Origin of the sequence: Acidisphaera sp. L21 (assembly GCF_009765685.1) — a bacterium.
In the GTDB taxonomy this organism is placed as follows: Bacteria; Pseudomonadota; Alphaproteobacteria; order Acetobacterales; family Acetobacteraceae; genus LMUY01.
In genome coordinates, this window is record NZ_LMUY01000043.1 from 1 (window position 1) to 18,039 (window position 18,039).

An 18,039-nucleotide genomic window follows, 5' to 3' on the forward strand; every position below is an offset into this window, starting at 1 on the left:
ACCGGGTGGGCGAGCGCCGCCGCGGCCGGTCCCTGGACCGCCTGTTGGACCGCCGGGCTTGCGAGGAGGATGTGACATCGCTGCCGTATAGCCCCCCCGCCCCCCGGGAGCTACACGTTGCGACAAGCAAAAGAACGGAGGCAGCGTTGACGTCCGAGATCGAGATCACCGATCGCCCCGGCCTGCGGGACATCGCCATCAACCGCCCGGCCAAGCGTAACGCGCTGACCCGGGCGATGTACCGCGCTCTGTCCGACGGCTTATCCGGCGCCGCAGGGGTGGGCGCGCGAGCCATTTGGCTGCATGGCAGCGCCGAGTGCTTTACGGCCGGCAATGATCTTGGCGACTTTGCCCATGCCATGCCCGGCGCGCCCTCCGCCGCCTGGGGGTTCCTGGAGGCGCTGATCGCCTGCGACACGCCGATCGTCGCCACGGTGAACGGTGCCGCGGTGGGAGTCGGCACGACGATGCTGCTGCATTGCGACCTGGTTTGTTGTTCCGCCGGGGCGCGGTTCCAATTGCCGTTCGTGAATTTGGGCCTGTGTCCGGAGGCCGCGTCCACCCTGCTGCTGCCCGCCCGCGCCGGATTGCTGCGGGCGTCCGAACTATTGCTATTGGGCGACCCGTTCGACGCCGCCACGGCCCGCGAGGCCGGGATCGTGAACGCGATCCTGCCCGACCCGCCAGACGCGGATGCGTGGGGCCTATCCCGCGCCGAAGCGCTGGCCGCCAAACCGCCGGAGGCCCTACGCGCCACCCGCGCCCTGCTGCGCCGCAACCGTGCGGAGGTGACGGCAGTGATGCGGGAGGAAGGCGCCGTGTTCGCCCGGCTGCTACACGCCCCCGAAGCGCGTCACGCCCTGGCCGCCCGCGTTGAGCCACGCGCAGCCAGCTCGCCCCGGCTATCCGAGGCTGGAGGGCGTTGACAAGGCCCGGTGTTCGGGAATAGGTCCGATCCCGCTGGAGGGGTGCCCGAGTGGCTAAAGGGGGCGGACTGTAAATCCGCTGCTGTAATGGCTACGTTGGTTCGAATCCAACCCCCTCCACCACCTAGCATGTTTTGTGCTTACGAGACAGCGATCTAGTCGAACCGCACGCTCCATCCCAGCCTGTTTGTAACACAGGCTGTGCCACATGGTGTCTCGCGCTTACCTCGTCCGTCGAGGGACTACCTACTCGTTCCGCTGTCGCGTGCCAGCAAACATCTTAGCCCGCGTTGGCCGCACGGAGCTGGTTAGAACGCTGCGCACGGGCCGCCCGCTGGTTGCACAACTACTCGCCGTCACGATAGCTATGCGTCTGTATACCCTGTGGGAGACGCTTAAACTGACCGAGCTCGATAGCGCCGTTGCGGCCAAGATCGAGGCCTGGTTTAAAGCCGAGGTTGACCGGGCTTGGCGCCTCTATAGCACTGGCGAACACGCCGGCGCGTTGATCCCGGATGATAGCAGCAGAGAGGATCGCCACAGGCTGCAGCGGGCTTATCTGGCGGACGATGCCGAACATCGCATCGCGTCCCTCGTCGAGCAGCATGCTGCCGGAGACTATATCGAAGGCCGTGTCATTGCCCGTGACATAATCTCAAGCCTTCCCGGAGCTTTCGATGAACATGATCAGCGGTTCACGGCACTGTCGAAACGCATCTTGGAGGCCCTCGCAGAGATCGAGGAGGCACGACTTCGATGGGCGGCTGGCGATGATGGCTACGTGCCCTTGCTCGATGTCGGACAGGCTGCGGCGCCTACCCCAGCGAAGGTTCGCGGCGCCGGGACCATTCTAAAGGAAATTGCGGAAGAGTATGTTGCTCACCGCCTTGCCGAGCGCGGGACATCAGCCAAGGACGCCGGTCAATTGAGGGGCCAGATCACAACGCTATTAGAACAAGTTGGCAGTGCAACTACGGTCGAAGAGTTCACGCCGCGCTTAGCTGGCGAGGTCTTTACAGCGTTCCGATCGCTTCCTCCGAACTTTCGGAAGCATACTAGCCTGCGCGGCTTGACGCTATTTGACGCCGCGAAGCGCGCACGCCTCGACAAACTTCAGCCGATGACAGCTAAGTCGGTCAATAACTACATGACGACATATCGCGGCGTGTTTAAAGAGGCAATTGATCAAGGTCTCGTATTTAGCAACCCTTTTCAAGGTAAGCACGTTCTCGTTACTGAGAGCGTTCAGAGCGAACGCGGTTTTAAAGCCGATGAACTTAGCGCAATACTTAAGTCTCCAGTGTTCAACGGATGCGAAAGGACGGGTCGGCCATTCCAGCCCGGCTCATTTCTCCTAAACGATCGTCGGTTCTGGCTTCCACTTGTCGCAATGCTGACGGGAGCGCGCGTATCTGAACTCTGCCAGCTTCGCAGCAAGGATGTGAAGCAACTTGATGGCGTTTGGCTAATCAGCATCAACCTTGAGGCCGGGAAGACATTAAAAACGCCGCAGTCCGTGCGAGAGGTGCCAATACACGATCAACTCCTACGGCTTGGCTTCTTGGAATACACTCGCAATCACGCTGCTGACGCGCCGGGTTCCCTATTTGATATTCCGACACCAAACAATGGAGACTGGGGAGCGAAGATGGGCAAGTGGTTAAGAGAAAAGTTTCTACCTGGTGTGCTTTCCACGTCAACACGCGACGGGCTGGGCTTTCACTCGTTTCGGCACAATTTCGAGACTGAGATGCGGGCTGCCAACCTCCGCACTGACGTTGGACACCGAATGCTTGGACACAAACCGCCTGATGTTGCTGGAAGATATGGACGATACGAGCCGGCTACGGCAGCCGCCAATTTGAAACTCATCCGGTTTCCCAGCGACATCGAGGCAATACCGGCTCGGCCATAGGCTTGACCTTGAGCTGTGTTCTCCCCTGCTATTCCTTTAAGGAAGCGGTCGTGCTGCGCATGGAGAGGATGCCCTCCAGCGCCTCGGGGAGCAGTCCAGCGTTGGGAAAGCGGTTCGCAGCCGCAGCGTGGAGGCGGTCCGCGATGGCCGCCACGTCCTCCGCCGCGCGCGTGGCCTTAGCCAGGCTGACAGCTTCTTCGAAGTAGCTCTTCGGGAATAGGGGAGGCTCCTTCCCATCCATATACTCCGTGGTGGTTCGTGTGACCTTGGTTCGCGGATGCGCAATGCCATCCCGCAATCGCTTCAGCTCTCTGATGGTCGACCAGGGACGCCGACCGCGTTGCAGGTGCGGAAGACCACATATCTGATCCAGTGCCTCCAACTTGCCCATGAGGCCAGTTCTCGCGAAAAGCTCCCGTTCGTCCTTCCATATCTCCGGCGCCACTTTCTCGCCCAAGAAGTTCGCGTAACCTTCGAGTGCATGGGAGCAGAATACCATCGAAACTAGATGATCTAACAAAGCTCCTTTTGGATGCTTCTCGGCATGCTCGAGCTGTCGCTTCACAACTAGCCACACAGCTTTGTGGATGAACTCTTCACCGCTAGCCTGCTCGACGAAACGACGCGTAGCGGGAGATCTGACCATGCCTGCGTCGTTCCAAACAGCTGTAAGGTGACTAAACACGTTGTAGAATGTTGCGCACAGCCGTTGCCGTCCATGCCCCAGCGCGAGGCGTGCGAATGCCCTTCTCCGTGAGTTCCGAAGCGATGGATCGCAGGCTTTGACCTGCAGAGCGCATCTCAGCGGCAATCGGTCCAACTTGCGCTGCAAAGGCATCTGCCCGCGCCATCACCGCTTGCGTGCCAAGATGGCCCTCGACCTTGGGACCACCTTTCCAGCCCCCCAGGACCACGCCACGTGCCCTTGCAGCTGCCAAGGCTGCCTTGGTGCGTGCCGAGATCGCCCGACGCTCCTCCTGCGCCACGACCGCCAGAATGCCGACGGTCAGATCGTTGGCACTCGGCATGTCGGCGGCAATGAACGGCACCGACCCCTTTTGGAGACCCAGCAGGAAGTGGGCATCGCGTGACAGACGATCTAGCTTGGCAATGACCAGGGTTGCCCCTGTAAGCCGGCATTGCTGAAGGGCTCGGGCGAGCTGGGGACGATCGTTGTTCTTGCCGCTCTCTACCTCTGTGAACTCGGCAGTGAGGCTCCACGAACCCCCGTTGAGATAGCTGCGCACTGCTTCGCGCTGAGCTTCCAGCCCTAGTCCACTGGCCCCCTGCTTGGCGGTGCTCACGCGATAGTATGCAACCCAGCGACCCTCAGCCATTTGTATCAAACCTGACGACGTTCGTTGTCAGATCTTATACGTGTCGTTCTCTGTGGATCAGCATGCCGGCCCGACAGCTCCACCATGCACCAGGTGCACGATCAGGCAGGTGGCAGAGGGCGTCGGGCAGCTACCGAAGTCCTAGGTTCGAGCTGAACTCTTGACCCGGGTGAACCGCAGGCTGGGCCATGCCATGCTTCAAGACCCTTGGAGAAGAACACTACCACGCCTTGTTGGACGCGGCCCCAAACCAGCGGGCTACACGACGAGGGTTGGGTTCCATCCCTCAAGCCAGCAGCAGCCCTGAGCGAAGCAGCGTTGTTACAGCCGGGCGGCCGCTGTCGAGTTCAGGCATTGTCTATTCATGTCCTGCCCTCATACCGCTCTCCCCCGGATTGGGAGATGCAAGCGGCTGATGCGCGGAATTGTCAGGCAAGTGGGAATTTTATCGCGAACCAAAATGGTGGCCATTTCAAGTATGTAGATGCGGCGAATTGTTACACAGGCGTAGTCAAAAAACGTCAACAAATCTTTATGGATTGTTAAAGAGCCAGTCTCATGCCAAGTCGCCGCGTCCACGGTGACAAAGGTCGCCGTCTCGGGGAAAATGCCATGCCAACCAATGTGACTGCGCCTCCCACCGGGTCGACTATGGAAGATGAGGTTACTTACGTTAGCGGCATCACGAACACGGGCACTGTTGCAGCGATTAGTGGCCTAACCTGGAACGGCGACGGCTCAGACTCGAGCACTCCAGACGCCGTGGCGACCTACAATCAAACCATGTCCACAGCATCTAAATGGGGTCCGAGTGAGACACCAGGCACAAGCGGCGGCACGCAGCTGTATTATTTCGATCCTGCGTCCGACTGGACACCAGCCGAGCAGTCGATCCTGGCAGGAGGACTTGCGCTCTGGTCAGCAGAGTCGAACATTCAGTTCGCCGTGACGACAAATCGCTCTGCGGCCACGCTTGACTTCATCCGCGGTAATACCGGGTCGGAGTTTGAAACCGGCGGCACTGCCCCGGGAGAGCTGATCGGCGCTACGACGTTGGGCGGCAGTCAGGGAGCAAACGTCAGCATTAACGTGACGACAAACTCGCCAGCGAGCGGCTTCGGACCAATAAGCTTTTCCTCCGATACATACCCTATTGACGCTCTAATCCACGAAGAAGGCCATTTTCTCGGCTTCTATCATGGCGGCCCATATAATGGTGACGTCAATTCCGCGACACAACAATACAGCCCATACGACAACCGGTTGTATAGCATTATGTCATACATCGATCCGGAAGATACGACAGCCAAGTATTACGGCAGCTATACGGTCACGGGCACTTCCTGGAACAACAATGACCCAACAACGCCTCAGATGCTCGACATCTTGGCGGCCCAACGCCTTTACGGCGCACCGACAACAACTCCACTTTCAGGGGGCCAGGTTTTCGGCTTCAATACTAATATCACGGGCCTGATTCAGCAATTCTTCGATTTCACGATCAACACTGCTCCAGTGATTACTCTGTTCGATACGGGCACGAACAATACGCTCGACCTCTCTGGTTATGCCACCGCCGAGAAGGTGAACCTAAATGCGGGCACGTTCAGCAGCTTTGACGGCATGGTTAACAACCTGGGTATCGCTTTCGCCACGGCGATCGACAACTTTGTCGGCGGCACGGGTGGCACCGAAGTCACCACAAATACCGATGCCGACACAATCACCGACACTGGCTTCGGCAACATCGTCGACTTCTCCGGGACCTTGGCAAGTTACCTGCTGGTGCTCGGTGGCGCGGCAAAGGTTCTTGTCACCAGTATCGCGTCGGGCATCACCGATATCCTGAACGGTGTGCAGACGCTGGCGTTCAGCGACCAGTCGGTCCAGACCAGTGTCCTCACCGTGGCACCAACCGTCACCCTCGCCACCGCCCCGACCGCGACCAATGTGGTGAAAGCCACCCTGGGCACGGTGAGCGCCGCAAATGCGGCCACCGCTTCCGACCCGATCACCGTAACGCTGACGTCGGATGCCGACTTCAGCACGGGCAGCTCGATCGTGATTACCGGCGGCAAGCTGATCTACACGCCGGGCGTGGTCACGGCTGCCAAGGCCGGGTCGGACGTGATCAAATACGTCGTTACGGACACCACAACTGGAGCCTCCGTAAACGAGACGCAGACCGTCACCTTAGGCAACGGGCCAGCGCCCACTGTGATCCTCGCCACGTCACCGTCTGCAAGCAGCACCGCGACAGCCACTCTCGGCACGGCCATTCCAGGCGTTACGGGCGATGCCTTGGTGGTGACGCTGACCTCGGATGCGGACTTTGCTACGGGAAGCAAAGTGACGCTCTCCAATGGCAATCTGGTTTACACCCCAGGCACGATTACAGCGGCCAATGCCGGCTCGGACGCACTGAAGTATTCCGTGACCGATAGCGTCACGGGCGCCGTCACCATGGAGACACAGAACGTCACGCTGGTGGCTGCTACAACGGGTCCAAATCCCCCGGTGACGATCGGCAGTGGGCCGCAGAGCTTCGTTCTGAACATGTCCGAAGATGCTTACATGGGGAACGCTCAGTTCACGGTCGCCGTGAATGGCACCCAGGTCGGCGGAACCCAAACTACGACGGCCTTGCACTCCATGGGTCAAGATCAGGCCTTCACGGTGGCCGGTAGCTTCGGCACGCAGCCCTACACCGTCACCGTCGATTTCCTGAATGACGCCTACGGTGGAACGGCTACCACTGACCGTAACCTTTATGTCGACACGACAACGGTCGGTGGTGTCACTCAAAACACGAATGCGGCGCTGCTGAGTTCTGGCTCGGTGTCCTTCTCGGTCGGGTCGGCCGGAACGTCTGCTCCCGTCACCATTGGCTCGGGGCCTGATACACTGGCGCTGCAGGTGTCTGGGGACGCCTACATGGGCGATCCGCAGTTCACCGTCGCCGTGAACGGAAGCCAAATTGGCGGGGTCCAGACGGCAACAGCGTCCCATCTTGCTGGCGCGTCGCAGACCTTCAACGTCATGGGCAACTTCGCAGGCCCAGGCTCGGCTACCATCACCTTCCTCAATGATGCCTACGGCGGAACGGCGGCAACTGACGTCAATCTCTACGAGACCGGCGCAACCATCAACGGGAAGACGATCAGCGGTGCTCCCCTAACCGAGTTGAGCGATGGTTCCATGACCTTCCAGTTCCCAGGGTCGAACACGACGAACGCCGCCACCAGCACCATCCTCGGGCTCTCCGAGGATGCCTACATGGGTGACGCGCAATACACGGTCTCGATCGACGGCAAGGCAGCTTCAATGCCGGCTTTCGTGACGGCGCTTCACTCAGCGGGTGCTTCCCAGGCGCTCAGCCTGGGCACGCTGACGGCGGGCTCGCATGACATTGCGGTCTCGTTCCTCAACGACGCCTACGGCGGAACGGCGGCGACCGACAAGAACCTCTACGTCACCGGCATCGCCGTGAATGGCAGTGTTGTGCCGAACTCTACGGCTTCCCTCCTCGGTGACATGACCACCCACTTCACAGTGAACGTGCCTCACTAGATTGGCCTTATCGGCGGTGGGACGAGGACGCTCCTCGATCCTACCGCCAAGATTTCGTAGACACGCTGAAGATGCTTGTTCAGCACGGACATCAGTCGAGATGTCGGCGACTCTAACACCTCGCTTTGTCAGACAGAACCTACGCGGCGGCTCTAACCGTTTCCACGAAGTGGTTGACCACCTCGTTCAGCTTGTCCGATCGGCCTGACAAGCGCGAGACAGCCTGCTGCGCGTTGGACGCCGCATGGTCAGTCTGCGACGTGCTGTGGGCCAACCGCTCCAAATTCGAGGCAATGGCGTCGCTGCTACTAGCAGCCTGCTGCACGCCGGAGGCTATCTCCCGCGTGGCATGGCCCTGTTCCTGGATCGATGCGGCAACATGGTCCGTGACAACACCTAAATTAGCCAGCGACCGGGCGATGGAGCCGATTGCATCGACCGCCGGGCCTGTGCGGGCCTGAATGGTCGCGACGTGGCCCTGCACATCGATCGTGGCCCGCGCCGTTTGCGCCGCCAATGCCTTCACCTCTCCAGCGACCACCGCAAACCCACGGCCCGCCTCCCCTGCACGTGCAGCCTCAATGGACGCGTTCAGAGCCAGTAGATTGGTCTTTCTCGCAATGCCGTGGATCATGCTCACGACTTCGCCAATCCTGCTGGCGGCGTCGGCTAGGTCAGCAACGGCGGTGCGGGTTTGCTCTGCGGCGACGCTAGTATCACGTGCTGCGGTTGCCGCTGAAGCCATTTCCGCCGACAAGCCAGATACGCTGTCCGTAAGCCGCCCAGCCGCCTTAGCAACTGAGATGACGCTGATGGCGGTTTGCTGCGAGGCGGCCGCGATGGCTGCCGTCTGCTCAGACGTGTCGCTAGCAATACCGGACAGGTTGGACGCGGATGCCTGCATTTCCACGGTGGTGACGAGCATCTCGCCGACTACCTTGGTCACCGTATCCTGAAAGCGGCTGGCCAGGTTAGTCGCAACTTCTTGTCGCGTCAGCATTGCCAGACGTTTGGCTTCCAATGCGGCAGACGCGGCGCGCTGTTCGGCAAGATGAATTTGCGTCGACAAGCTGGTCTGACTTTCCAGTAACTGCCCGACCTTGTGGGTGGCCCACATCAGCGTTACGGCCTCCAGAACGAGGATGACAGCATGCAGTAGCACACGCATGATATTGGGACCGCCGGGGTAAACAAGGGCTGAGAGGAACTCGTTCAACGTCAGATGGTGCAACGCCACTGTCACACATGCCAGCCCAACGACTCGCCAATCGCAATAGGCGCTCAGTAGCGCAAGTCCGGCGAAGAAATACATGTGAATGTCGATTTGCCAGGGTTGCGCTGCCGCTTCACCGAGCAGCACTGCAATCGAACCCATCAACGCCACAGCGACCGTCAATCGCGTTGCTAATCCCGTCCCGAATACTGCCCAGGTAAGCGATGCCCAAACTGCCAGCCCCGCGCTCGACAAGCCAACCGATATCGGCTCGATCCCCTGGAACAGAGCGACCGCGATGCAAAGCGGCACCTGGGCCCATAACAGCGCCTGCAGGCCGCGATTGGCGAGACGGCGGATGGTTTGAAGCTCAATGTCGCTAGCGTGAGAAGATAGCTTCGGGCTAAGCGACACCACACCACTCTCCCACAATGGCTTCACTCGTGTTCACATCAGGCAACTTTGCCAATTTTTGAAACACCTGAACTGTCGAAATCGGGCGAGTGGCATCCATCACCTGTCGCCCAGGGGGCAAGCACTCAGCATCAGAAGCTGCTGGGTAGAGAGGCGAGAAGGCGGTTTTTCGATGGGTCAAGAGCATCAGGCATCTAATTTAAGGTCGTCTAAGTTCTGTCAGAAAGCCGTTAACAATGTGTCATTGCATTGCTGCCTTGTGGGGGCGTCGAGCAACTATTCAGTCATAAGGTCCGTCACCGCCATGGATATCGCACTTCACAAATCCTGATTGCTTTGCATATTTGCGATAGCGACCCCCCTTCTGGGGCACGCGGCTAATCCAGTCTCCCGAGTGCGAGCGCTCTTTTCAGACGATCCACAGTCCATGGACGCGGTTGGACGCGGTTGGTTTCGAAGTTCAGCAGCGTCGAGACTGCCATGCCGCAACTCGCTGCTAGCTGCTCTCTTGACCAGCCCAACTTTATTCGGGCTGTTTTGCATTCCTCGCCAGTCACAGTGACATCTCCAAGAGTGCCTTCCTAGCCTTCGGCACGGGAAATCAAGAATGAACCAGGGTTGGTGGCACTAGTAGCGGAGATCAAGAGAATACCTGCTAGCTGGCGGGCTGGGAGCGGTAGGACGCCTTGGGGATCAAGCCGGCAACGGTCTGCTCCTCGACCCTAATCGCAGCGTTTGTGCGTTAGATGTTGTTGTATTTCAATAGCTTAAAAAAATAATGCGAAAATACGCACATTCTTGAGAAGAATTTGCGCACATGCGCCAAGATTAATGACGAAAAACGCCGCAGGAACGGTATTCGTGCCGTTTACAGCCTCATTGCACAGCAACGCGAAACATGCGCGTAAAACGCGCAGCAAAAGCAAGGTTGCGCAAGGCAATTTTGCCCGACAGCATCAACGTAGACTGTTAGAATTGGCTCTATGCCTAGTATTCCACATATCACATGCGCCCTGATCCTCGCTCAACCTTGGGCAGGACTTGTTGTCTCTGGTGTCAAACGGTGGGAGCTGCGTTCAACCGCCTGCCACAAGAGAGAACGGGTAGGCATCATCGCTAAAGGATCAGGCACTGTTATCGGCAGCGTGGTGATCACCGGTAGCTTCGGCCCTATGACGACGGACCAACTGGATACCACCGAGGACATGCACCGAGTGAGCTGTGAGCTACGACAGCTCAAGCCACGGTGGCGACACGCCTGGCACTTCGCAGACCCTGTGCGCTTCGACGTGCCTCAGCCCTACCGGCATCCTAACGGGGCACAGAGCTGGATAAAGCTGTGACCCTCCTTTCATCAGAGAGGGCCCTGTGCAAGCGCATCAACTCTACATACAGATGATCGACACATTCGTCGGAAACGGGTTCAGCGCGATGTGTCAGCACGGGCGAATTTGACTTGATGATCTGTGTGCCGCTCGATCAGACTCAAACTGAAGTCGGTGCTTAGAGGAAATAAAAGATGCGGTTGTAATAGGGTGATAGGCTTTCTGACATGGAGCTGTATAGAGATAACCTGCATGGCTATGTAACGACGGTGGTTGAAGACATAGATTATTTATAAGTTATTCGGTGATATCTCCTCAATTGACGAAAGTCTTTAGAACAGTGGTCATGAACGTAAGCTAGCGCGTCCTACTGTATTGCAACGTTTGTGTTAGGGCTTTGAGAAAACCGTGCTGGTTGTAACACTGCGAGATGTGTTCCAAGTAGCCGTTGATAACTTGCCGTCTAGAAGGATCTTTGGGGGCTTGACGTGACGCGGCCGGAGGGACTGGTAAATCCGCCAACTAGCGGTTGTAGCGCCACTCGGATTTAACGTTTCCTTTATCGAAGAAGCGCCTATAGGATCTCAGACGTCATGCCAGGGAAGGTTTAGCGTGGTTTCAGCTCCTGTTAGCACAGGTATGTCGGTAGTTCTAAATGGACAGTTCGCGCCTTGGACTTTCCGTCCTGACTTTCTTGCACGCGAGGGGTTTCTCACGCCTGAAGAAGCTGATGGCGCAATCAATCCAATTCTAAGTGCCGAATTCGTTCAATTTAAATTGTCGTGGGTGATGTTGACGGCAGAACTTCAACGACTCTCTATTGCAACAATAGAAGAGCCTTATATTCGCATTCATGACCTTGTCTTGTCATATTTGACGCTGATGCCGCTTACCCCAGTATTGCATGTGGGCATCAATCGCAATGCTCATTTCCTGTGTAGTGGCACAAGGGAGTGGCATGAAATCGGTGATCGCCTCGCGCCAAAGGGCCCATGGGGAGAATTTGCTGAGGGGGAGGGCGTGACAAAGTCCGGATTGCGTAGCATGACGTTTGAAAGACCTCGCGATCCCAAAAGCGAGCTTCCCGGGCGCACGAGGGTGACGATTGAGCCATCGATGGTGCACAATCCGGGAATTTACATCGACGTGAATGATCATTACGACATCGTCGATGGTGGGCTACCCGGGAGCAGCGCCCGAGCTATGGAGCTTATTCAGAGACGGTGGGAGGTGAGCGAGGCAACACTGTCTCAAATTGCTCACAAAGTATTGGGGGCATAAATGAGCGCTTCAGTTGCCTACCAAACGCCGATCGCCCCGCAAGAACCACGCAACCCAACTCTGCATAAAGGGGTAACGGACTATGTGGACTCGAGACGTAAGCCTCCGCAAAGAGTTGCAGAGGTCCTACGAGCTGCACGAGCACGGGTAAACAAGCCGGCATTTGGAACGCGTGAGGCCGAAGATAGCCCCGGTAAGGCTGACGTAACGCTAGCAAGCTCTGAGAGCGCAAATCTCCCTGCGCAATCGATTAGAGAGGACGTGATCCAGAGATGGGAAGGGAGAGTAACGTCTCTTGGATTGCATACATTTACGGCATCTTTAGTTGATGTTACAGCTGGGCATAAGATCGAGACTGAAGAGATTGAGTTACCATATGAAGAGATTCAGTTAGGAGATGTAAAAAGTCTTCGGATTGGTTCGATATTTGTTTGGCTTATCGGGCATAGATACAATTCTGGATCCAGAGAGAAATTTGTCAGACTCATTGTTCGAAGGCTGCCGGCTTGGACACGAAGTGATTTAGAAAATGCTCGAGAAAAAGCCGCTAATTACTCCAAACTCATTGAATGGGAGTAACCAAGATAGTCCACCTCATCCAGACCAAATCGAGGTAACTCTGATCGGCCCAGGCTACGGCGAGTGCGTTTGCATCCATATTGGTGCCGGAGAATGGATCGTCGTTGATAGTTGCATCAACTCAGGAAGCACAGAGCCCGCATCTGTCACCTACCTAAACAGTATCGGCGTTGATCCCGGCCAGGCCGTAAAGCTTCTTGTTGCAACTCATTGGCATGACGATCATTGTCGTGGGCTGTCAAAATCACTCGAAGCATTTGGCTCTGCACAATTCGTGATGGCGAGTGTCCTGTCGCGTGACGAGTTTTCAACATTCGCGTCGGGATATGACGAGCGCCCCACCGCGAAAGTTGGGTCAAAGGTAACTGAAATCAACCAAGTATTTACTGCACTGACACAAGGACCTACACCTCGTCGAAAGGTTCGGCGAGCAAGCCAAGGTCGTGTGCTCCTTTCGACAATAACCGGATCTACGACCTCGCGCGTCCAGTGTTGTGTGACGGCGCTGTCGCCTTCCGATCTCGCAGAGAGTGACTTCCTAGCGCGGCTAGCTGAAGAAATGCCCAGTATTCGCAGAACAAAAAAAGCTGCGCCGGATATTTCTCCAAACGACGCGTCAGTAGCACTCTGGGTTGAAGTTGGAGATCGAGCAATTCTCCTCGGGGCAGATCTCGAAGAGTCCGGGCATCCTGAGCGAGGTTGGAGCGCCATTTTAGATGCGAACAATTTGCCCGTTGGAAAGGCTGATTTGTTCAAAGTGTCTCACCATGGTTCGTCGAACGGGCACCACCCAGAATTATGGAAAAAGAAGCTTAAGCCAGGCTCGCTCGCTGCGTTAACGCCATGGTCGCGTAATAAGGGGTTGCCCACGTCAGCCGACATTCGACGGCTTGATGGATTTACAAAGGGTGGGTTTGCAACAGCAAAAACGTTTCCGAACAGCGCGAGTTCAAAACCCGCAATCGTCCGATCCTATCTACGCCAACAGCGCTTAAGGCTCAGATCTTTAAATGAAGGCTTTGGAATGGTGAGGTTTCGCACGTCACCCCATCGGAGAGATGGGGCATGGTGCATCGAGCTCTTCGACGGGGCTTGTAACATCATCAATTTACTAACTGCCTAGCGATTTCTCCTCCAAGGATTGTGTCCAGACTATGTGCTTAGCCTGCGATCATCCAGTTAACACGCCGTTTGGATAGGCAACCTATTGATGCCCGTCGAAGGAAAGCGGCGATCACCCTACGCTTGCTGGAGCGCGCTTAATCAGCCTGCGCAAGAACATCGGCACGTGATCTTCGCCGTATTCCTCACGCAAGCCTTCAATCCATGAGAGCTCCTGCGCCGACAGCACAGTGTTTCTCATCATGCCTTCAATCACCGCGAGGATCTTGGGTGAGTAGACCGAGCACCAAAGGCGCACGAGGCGAGGGGCATCAGCACCCAGCGCAGTTGCCAACGGCACAATCTTATCCTCGGGAACGCGCGTGACGCCACGCTTGAACATCGTAATCAGGTTCTGGTTGCCGTAGCCGATCTCGAATGCAATCTCGGTCTGCGTCTTGGGGCAGGCGTTAATTAGTCTCTTGATCTCTTCCACGAACGGATTGCTAACCGTCCCTGGTTCCTTCAACGGCGGCTGAGTTCGGGAAACACGAGCCATAATTATCCCTTGCAAAGCATCACGTCCACCCCTAAAGCGAGCGCTTACTGAGCGTAGCTGATCGTGTGCGATCGAGTCAACAGCACTCGTATCTTCCCTCTCCCACACGCCCTTCAAAGAGCGGAACCTCGAAAAAGACTTGAAACTAAGCGAGCGCTTACGTTATGAGATGGCAGAATGAGCCTTGAAGGAGATGAAGAATGCTGAAGCCACGATACAGGTCATCTAAACTGGAAGCGATGATCCCGCGCGGAATGCACGTGCAGATTTCGACACTAGCCGATGCGCTCGGCTGCGACGTCGACTCGCTGGTAATCGAGGGCATTGGAGATCTTCTAGTGCGTCTGGATCCAACGGGGGTTCATCGCATTCGGCACGCCAAACTAGAGGCGGGGATGGAAGCCATCGCAAGCATTACTAGGACACTTCAGACGCCCCACCGGCGCCGCACAACGAAGAGCAATACGCTGGTTGAAGAGAAAGATGATGAACAATCCATCCCGTTCTACATCACATAGATATGCCGATATTCTGATATTCCGATCTTGGAATATGCCGACATACATGTCTTGGCATATCACCCGACAGCTGACGATGCCATTCCTCAGAAGTCGGCGTTTCGAAAGTAATTTCCTGGTCGACGATGCTTGGTCCAGCAGAGGGTCTAACGCATTGACGACGCTGGACCCCGCGCAAAAGCGAGGATCAGGGTTATCCAGCGGGGAAGACCGAGCCTGTAAAGAAGAAGACTTCTACTCTCCTGTGAGAAGAGAAGAGAAGAGAAGAGAAGAGAAGAGAAGAGAAGAGAAGAGCTGGAACGAGATCGCTGACAACATCCTCCTCTCAACCCACAACCATGAGCTTCCAATGACAGCTGTCCCGTTACCCACATCACGATCCACATCAACACCAAGCACAACGCCTTCTCCCACTACCCGCAGGGTGAACGCAGCTGGGCACGCATATCACGGCAGGAAGATACAGACTGCCACCAGGGGACGTTACCCGTGGACGCCGAAAGCGCTGACGCCAGATGCAAGCCAATGTGCGACGATCGAACAGGTCAGTGGCGCATATGAGGCAATGCAGTTCGCTGCCAGCACAGGTCGCCGCCTCAACACGTGGTTCACCGTCATCTTCCCTCAACTGCATGGGAGTTCTGGTTGGCACGCAGGCGAGCCAGCAGGTCCACAGGTTCGGAAGCAGCGTGAGAGACTGCGGACTTGCCTAGCAGGTTGGTGCAATCGGCACGGCATCCCCCAGGCCTGGATCTCTGCTGTTGAGAACGTAGCAGGTCGCGGCCCGCATATCCACGTCTTGATGCACTTGCCGGAAGCTGCTCCACCCAAAACCCTGCCGACCGATGGCGAGATCATCCTTCTTGATCCATTGTGGCACCAACACCGCCAAAAGCTCTACGATTTGCTTCGCAAGTTTAGCGGCTGGAGTCAGAGAGAGTTGGATGCTGCCCCAGAAGGTCTGCGTCCGATCGACTTGTCGGAAGTCCACCTACCCACGGACCACCCCAAGGACAACACGTTCAGAAAGTTCTGCTACCTGGTGAAGTCACTCAGCCCCGACGAGGTTCTTACCTACCAGGGGCAGCGAATGACATTGGGCGAGATTATTTCCCATGACGGTTGTGGTGAAGATACCACCGTTCGGCCCTCGACGAACACTTACACGCACCGAATGGTCAGCTCTTCAAGAAGCATTGCCGCTGGTGCCAGGGAAAATGCCGGTTGGAAGGATGGCAAATTCGATCTCACGATACTGTCGCGGCGCATCCGTCAGGAGCGGTTGCGCGAGACTGCCTCTCGCCTGCTGCGCAATGAGCTGCCAACCAGAAAGCTCGCAGAGACAACCAGCAAGTCAGAACCGGATCCAATCCGCGATGCAGCGCTGACAAAACTCTTCGAGGCGATTGCAGCCAGCGCCGGAGACGCCGAAAACCGTGACGCAGCCGCACACGTGGATGAGCTCTTCGAAGAATATGATTTCAGCGACGATGAGCTCAGTGACTACGTTGCGCGGCATACGATGGCGACGGATTTGTCCTGCGACGATACCCTTGCAGAAACAAGCCCCAGGAAGGGCGCAGATGGCATCCTAGCGTCCACAGCTGGGGTAGGGGCATCTACGCGTCACATGCCGCTCAGCGACTCTCCTGCGCGTCGTATTGGGGCAGTATGGTGCCCGATGGAGGGCTTATGAGGCCAGCCGCAACGCCACCCAGGACGCACGAGCAAAAATACCGATCTGACGCCCTCCTGGCCAGCCTGGCAATTGCTGCATCGGTTCGGCCTGAACTGAAGCAGGCCGTCAGCTTACCAAGGAACCAAGCTCCTCGCTCAGCATATGCGCCAAACGGCATATGCCAATGTTCGCATGAACGCATATGTCGACATGCTTATACAGGAATATGAAGATGGATATTCAAACCGCACGCTCAGCCTTTGCCGTTCTTAGCCTTTCAGGACGCCTAGAGGTTATCCAGACCCTCGCTAAGCACGAACCTCATGGTCTCACTGTTGGACAGATTGCTACAATCGTCGACAGAAGTCAGCCGCATACGTCGAAGTATCTAACCACCTTGTTCACCGCCGGATTGGTCACAAGGGGACCCCGTAGCCGCACCACGATCTATCACGCTAATTCAGGCAAGCTTTCAGAACTGAAATCGCTTTTAGGTCCACAGGCTGAGATTGTGCTTTTTCCCGATATCGTTGCTAAAGCCGCGCCCGGAAATATCGCTCCACCAAATAAACCTTCAGCCGAGAATGACGGGCGGTCTTCCATTGCGGCAGAGATAAGAGAAATCGAACGTCAAGATGACAAGAGCCGTTGGCTTTCTGATGAGGAGTTAGATGAACTAGACGAATTTCAAACGGCCAACAGAATGAAGGCTGTGGCCTTGGAGGCAACGATCAGCAAAGGCGTAACGGAGGAAAAGAAACGCATACTGGAGATGGAGATTAGTGTTCTCATGGAAGATCCCAGGATGAAAGTTTATATAAGCGATCAACTGATCGAACGAAACAGTTCAAGAGAATTAGATCTGCTTCTCGCAGATCTGTAGAGGAGTCCAGTATATTATATTGCGATGATCTTGGAGAAAACCCGCATCGACATCATCCAGCTGCTGGAAGGAGCCAGATGGGCTCGCCGCAGGGGAGCTGCCCCGATGCTTGCGGCCGTTACCGCCACCGCCACCGCCACCGCCAATGGGAACGACCTTTTTGCCTGCCCTGACGCCGGTCGACGCCTTCTCCCAACTAGGAGTTTACCTGATGGATGCGGGCTTTTACCTCTGGGCTGTGTTCAAGAGCATCGATGAACGCAGCAATGTTGTTCTGAGCCGCCCGGTTGATGGACTCGCGGGCACGGATTACGCCAAGGAACGCGAAGTCTCCTGGAGTCTTGCCCTCAGCCGAGATTATTTGAGAGAAAAGGATCTCTCCGCTAGCCCGGTTGATGATCGTGTAACGAGCATCTGTCTGCGTCGGGAACGTTATGCCGGCAGACGGCGCATCAAACTTCAGGATCTTTACCTCAAGGCTGACGTGACTGTGGCTGTCATCATTGAAGATAGCCGCGCGAGCTAGCGCCTCCTGGGTCGCTTCCTTCCACGGGGCGGTAAGCTCCGCGACGGCTGGGGGCAGTGGGCCTGTGCGCTCATTGGGAGCTCCCGTCGTAACCGTCACGCCTCTCAGGTCCTCATCAAGGACACTGGCGCTGGGTTGGACGTTCAGCACCGAGAAGTTCATCGGCTGCGGCGGGTTACAGGCAGCAAGCGGACCAACACACGCGAAGATTAGA

At 56.8% G+C, this 18,039-nt stretch carries 15 protein-coding genes and 1 tRNA gene; 11 read left to right on the forward strand and 5 right to left on the reverse strand.

What is annotated here, in order from left to right:
* The 3 genes from GSQ76_RS09295 to GSQ76_RS09305 form a co-directional block, all read left to right on the forward strand.
* Window positions 1-926, forward strand: a 926-nt coding sequence (locus tag GSQ76_RS09295; protein WP_335904893.1) for an enoyl-CoA hydratase-related protein, incomplete at its 5' end; no start/stop codon positions are given.
* Between the two features lie 36 nt (window positions 927-962).
* Window positions 963-1,049 (forward strand) — tRNA-Tyr (locus GSQ76_RS09300).
* 85 nt (window positions 1,050-1,134) lie between these two features.
* On the forward strand, window positions 1,135-2,841 hold the full coding sequence (locus tag GSQ76_RS09305) for a site-specific integrase (protein WP_335904894.1): 1,707 nt from the start codon (window positions 1,135-1,137) through the stop codon (window positions 2,839-2,841).
* A 28-nt stretch (window positions 2,842-2,869) separates the two neighbouring features.
* On the opposite strand, the gene GSQ76_RS09310 is transcribed toward GSQ76_RS09305, so the two are convergent.
* A complete protein-coding gene (locus GSQ76_RS09310; RefSeq protein WP_158743637.1) occupies window positions 2,870-3,487 on the reverse strand; it encodes a hypothetical protein in 618 nt (205 codons plus the stop codon).
* 31 nt (window positions 3,488-3,518) lie between these two features.
* Window positions 3,519-4,178, reverse strand: a complete 660-nt coding sequence (locus GSQ76_RS09315; RefSeq protein ID WP_158743638.1) for a recombinase family protein — start codon at window positions 4,176-4,178, stop codon at window positions 3,519-3,521.
* A gap of 612 nt (window positions 4,179-4,790) precedes the next feature.
* Between GSQ76_RS09315 and GSQ76_RS09320 the strand changes: the two genes are divergently transcribed.
* Window positions 4,791-7,748 (forward strand): carbohydrate-binding domain-containing protein, encoded by a 2,958-nt coding sequence (locus GSQ76_RS09320; protein WP_158743639.1) that lies wholly within the window; start codon window positions 4,791-4,793, stop codon window positions 7,746-7,748.
* 139 nt (window positions 7,749-7,887) lie between these two features.
* Here the strand turns inward: GSQ76_RS09320 and GSQ76_RS09325 are convergent, their stop codons facing one another.
* Complete coding sequence (locus GSQ76_RS09325) at window positions 7,888-9,375, reverse strand: methyl-accepting chemotaxis protein (protein ID WP_158743640.1); 1,488 nt, start codon at window positions 9,373-9,375, stop codon at window positions 7,888-7,890.
* Between the two features lie 377 nt (window positions 9,376-9,752).
* Window positions 9,753-9,932, reverse strand: coding sequence for a helix-turn-helix transcriptional regulator (locus GSQ76_RS32600; protein ID WP_158743641.1), 180 nt, complete (start codon window positions 9,930-9,932; stop codon window positions 9,753-9,755).
* A gap of 426 nt (window positions 9,933-10,358) precedes the next feature.
* Here GSQ76_RS32600 and GSQ76_RS32605 point away from each other — a divergent pair, with 426 nt between their 5' ends.
* From GSQ76_RS32605 to GSQ76_RS09345, 3 genes are all read left to right on the forward strand, one after another.
* The gene (locus tag GSQ76_RS32605; RefSeq protein ID WP_158743642.1) at window positions 10,359-10,718 is read left to right on the forward strand and encodes an ASCH domain-containing protein; all 360 of its coding nucleotides are present in this window, start codon (window positions 10,359-10,361) and stop codon (window positions 10,716-10,718) included.
* A gap of 594 nt (window positions 10,719-11,312) precedes the next feature.
* Window positions 11,313-11,981, forward strand: coding sequence for a hypothetical protein (locus GSQ76_RS09340; protein WP_158743643.1), 669 nt, complete (start codon window positions 11,313-11,315; stop codon window positions 11,979-11,981).
* Between the two features lie 529 nt (window positions 11,982-12,510).
* Window positions 12,511-13,683 (forward strand): MBL fold metallo-hydrolase, encoded by a 1,173-nt coding sequence (locus GSQ76_RS09345; RefSeq protein ID WP_158743644.1) that lies wholly within the window; start codon window positions 12,511-12,513, stop codon window positions 13,681-13,683.
* 111 nt (window positions 13,684-13,794) lie between these two features.
* Here the strand turns inward: GSQ76_RS09345 and GSQ76_RS09350 are convergent, their stop codons facing one another.
* Complete coding sequence (locus tag GSQ76_RS09350) at window positions 13,795-14,157, reverse strand: hypothetical protein (protein WP_158743645.1); 363 nt, start codon at window positions 14,155-14,157, stop codon at window positions 13,795-13,797.
* Between the two features lie 263 nt (window positions 14,158-14,420).
* On the opposite strand from GSQ76_RS09350, the gene GSQ76_RS09355 reads away from it, so the two are divergent.
* The 4 genes from GSQ76_RS09355 (at window position 14,421) to GSQ76_RS09370 (ending at window position 17,825) form a co-directional block, all read left to right on the forward strand.
* Window positions 14,421-14,738: a hypothetical protein gene (locus tag GSQ76_RS09355; protein WP_158743646.1), complete on the forward strand. Its 318-nt coding sequence runs from the start codon at window positions 14,421-14,423 to the stop codon at window positions 14,736-14,738.
* 154 nt (window positions 14,739-14,892) lie between these two features.
* A complete protein-coding gene (locus tag GSQ76_RS09360; protein ID WP_158743647.1) occupies window positions 14,893-16,434 on the forward strand; it encodes a hypothetical protein in 1,542 nt (513 codons plus the stop codon).
* Between the two features lie 214 nt (window positions 16,435-16,648).
* Entirely contained in the window at window positions 16,649-17,299 is a 651-nt protein-coding gene (locus GSQ76_RS09365; RefSeq protein WP_158743648.1) for a helix-turn-helix transcriptional regulator, read from the forward strand.
* Window positions 17,300-17,459: 160 nt separating this feature from the next.
* On the forward strand, window positions 17,460-17,825 hold the full coding sequence (locus tag GSQ76_RS09370) for a hypothetical protein (protein WP_158743649.1): 366 nt from the start codon (window positions 17,460-17,462) through the stop codon (window positions 17,823-17,825).
* Window positions 17,826-18,039 lie beyond the last annotated feature (214 nt).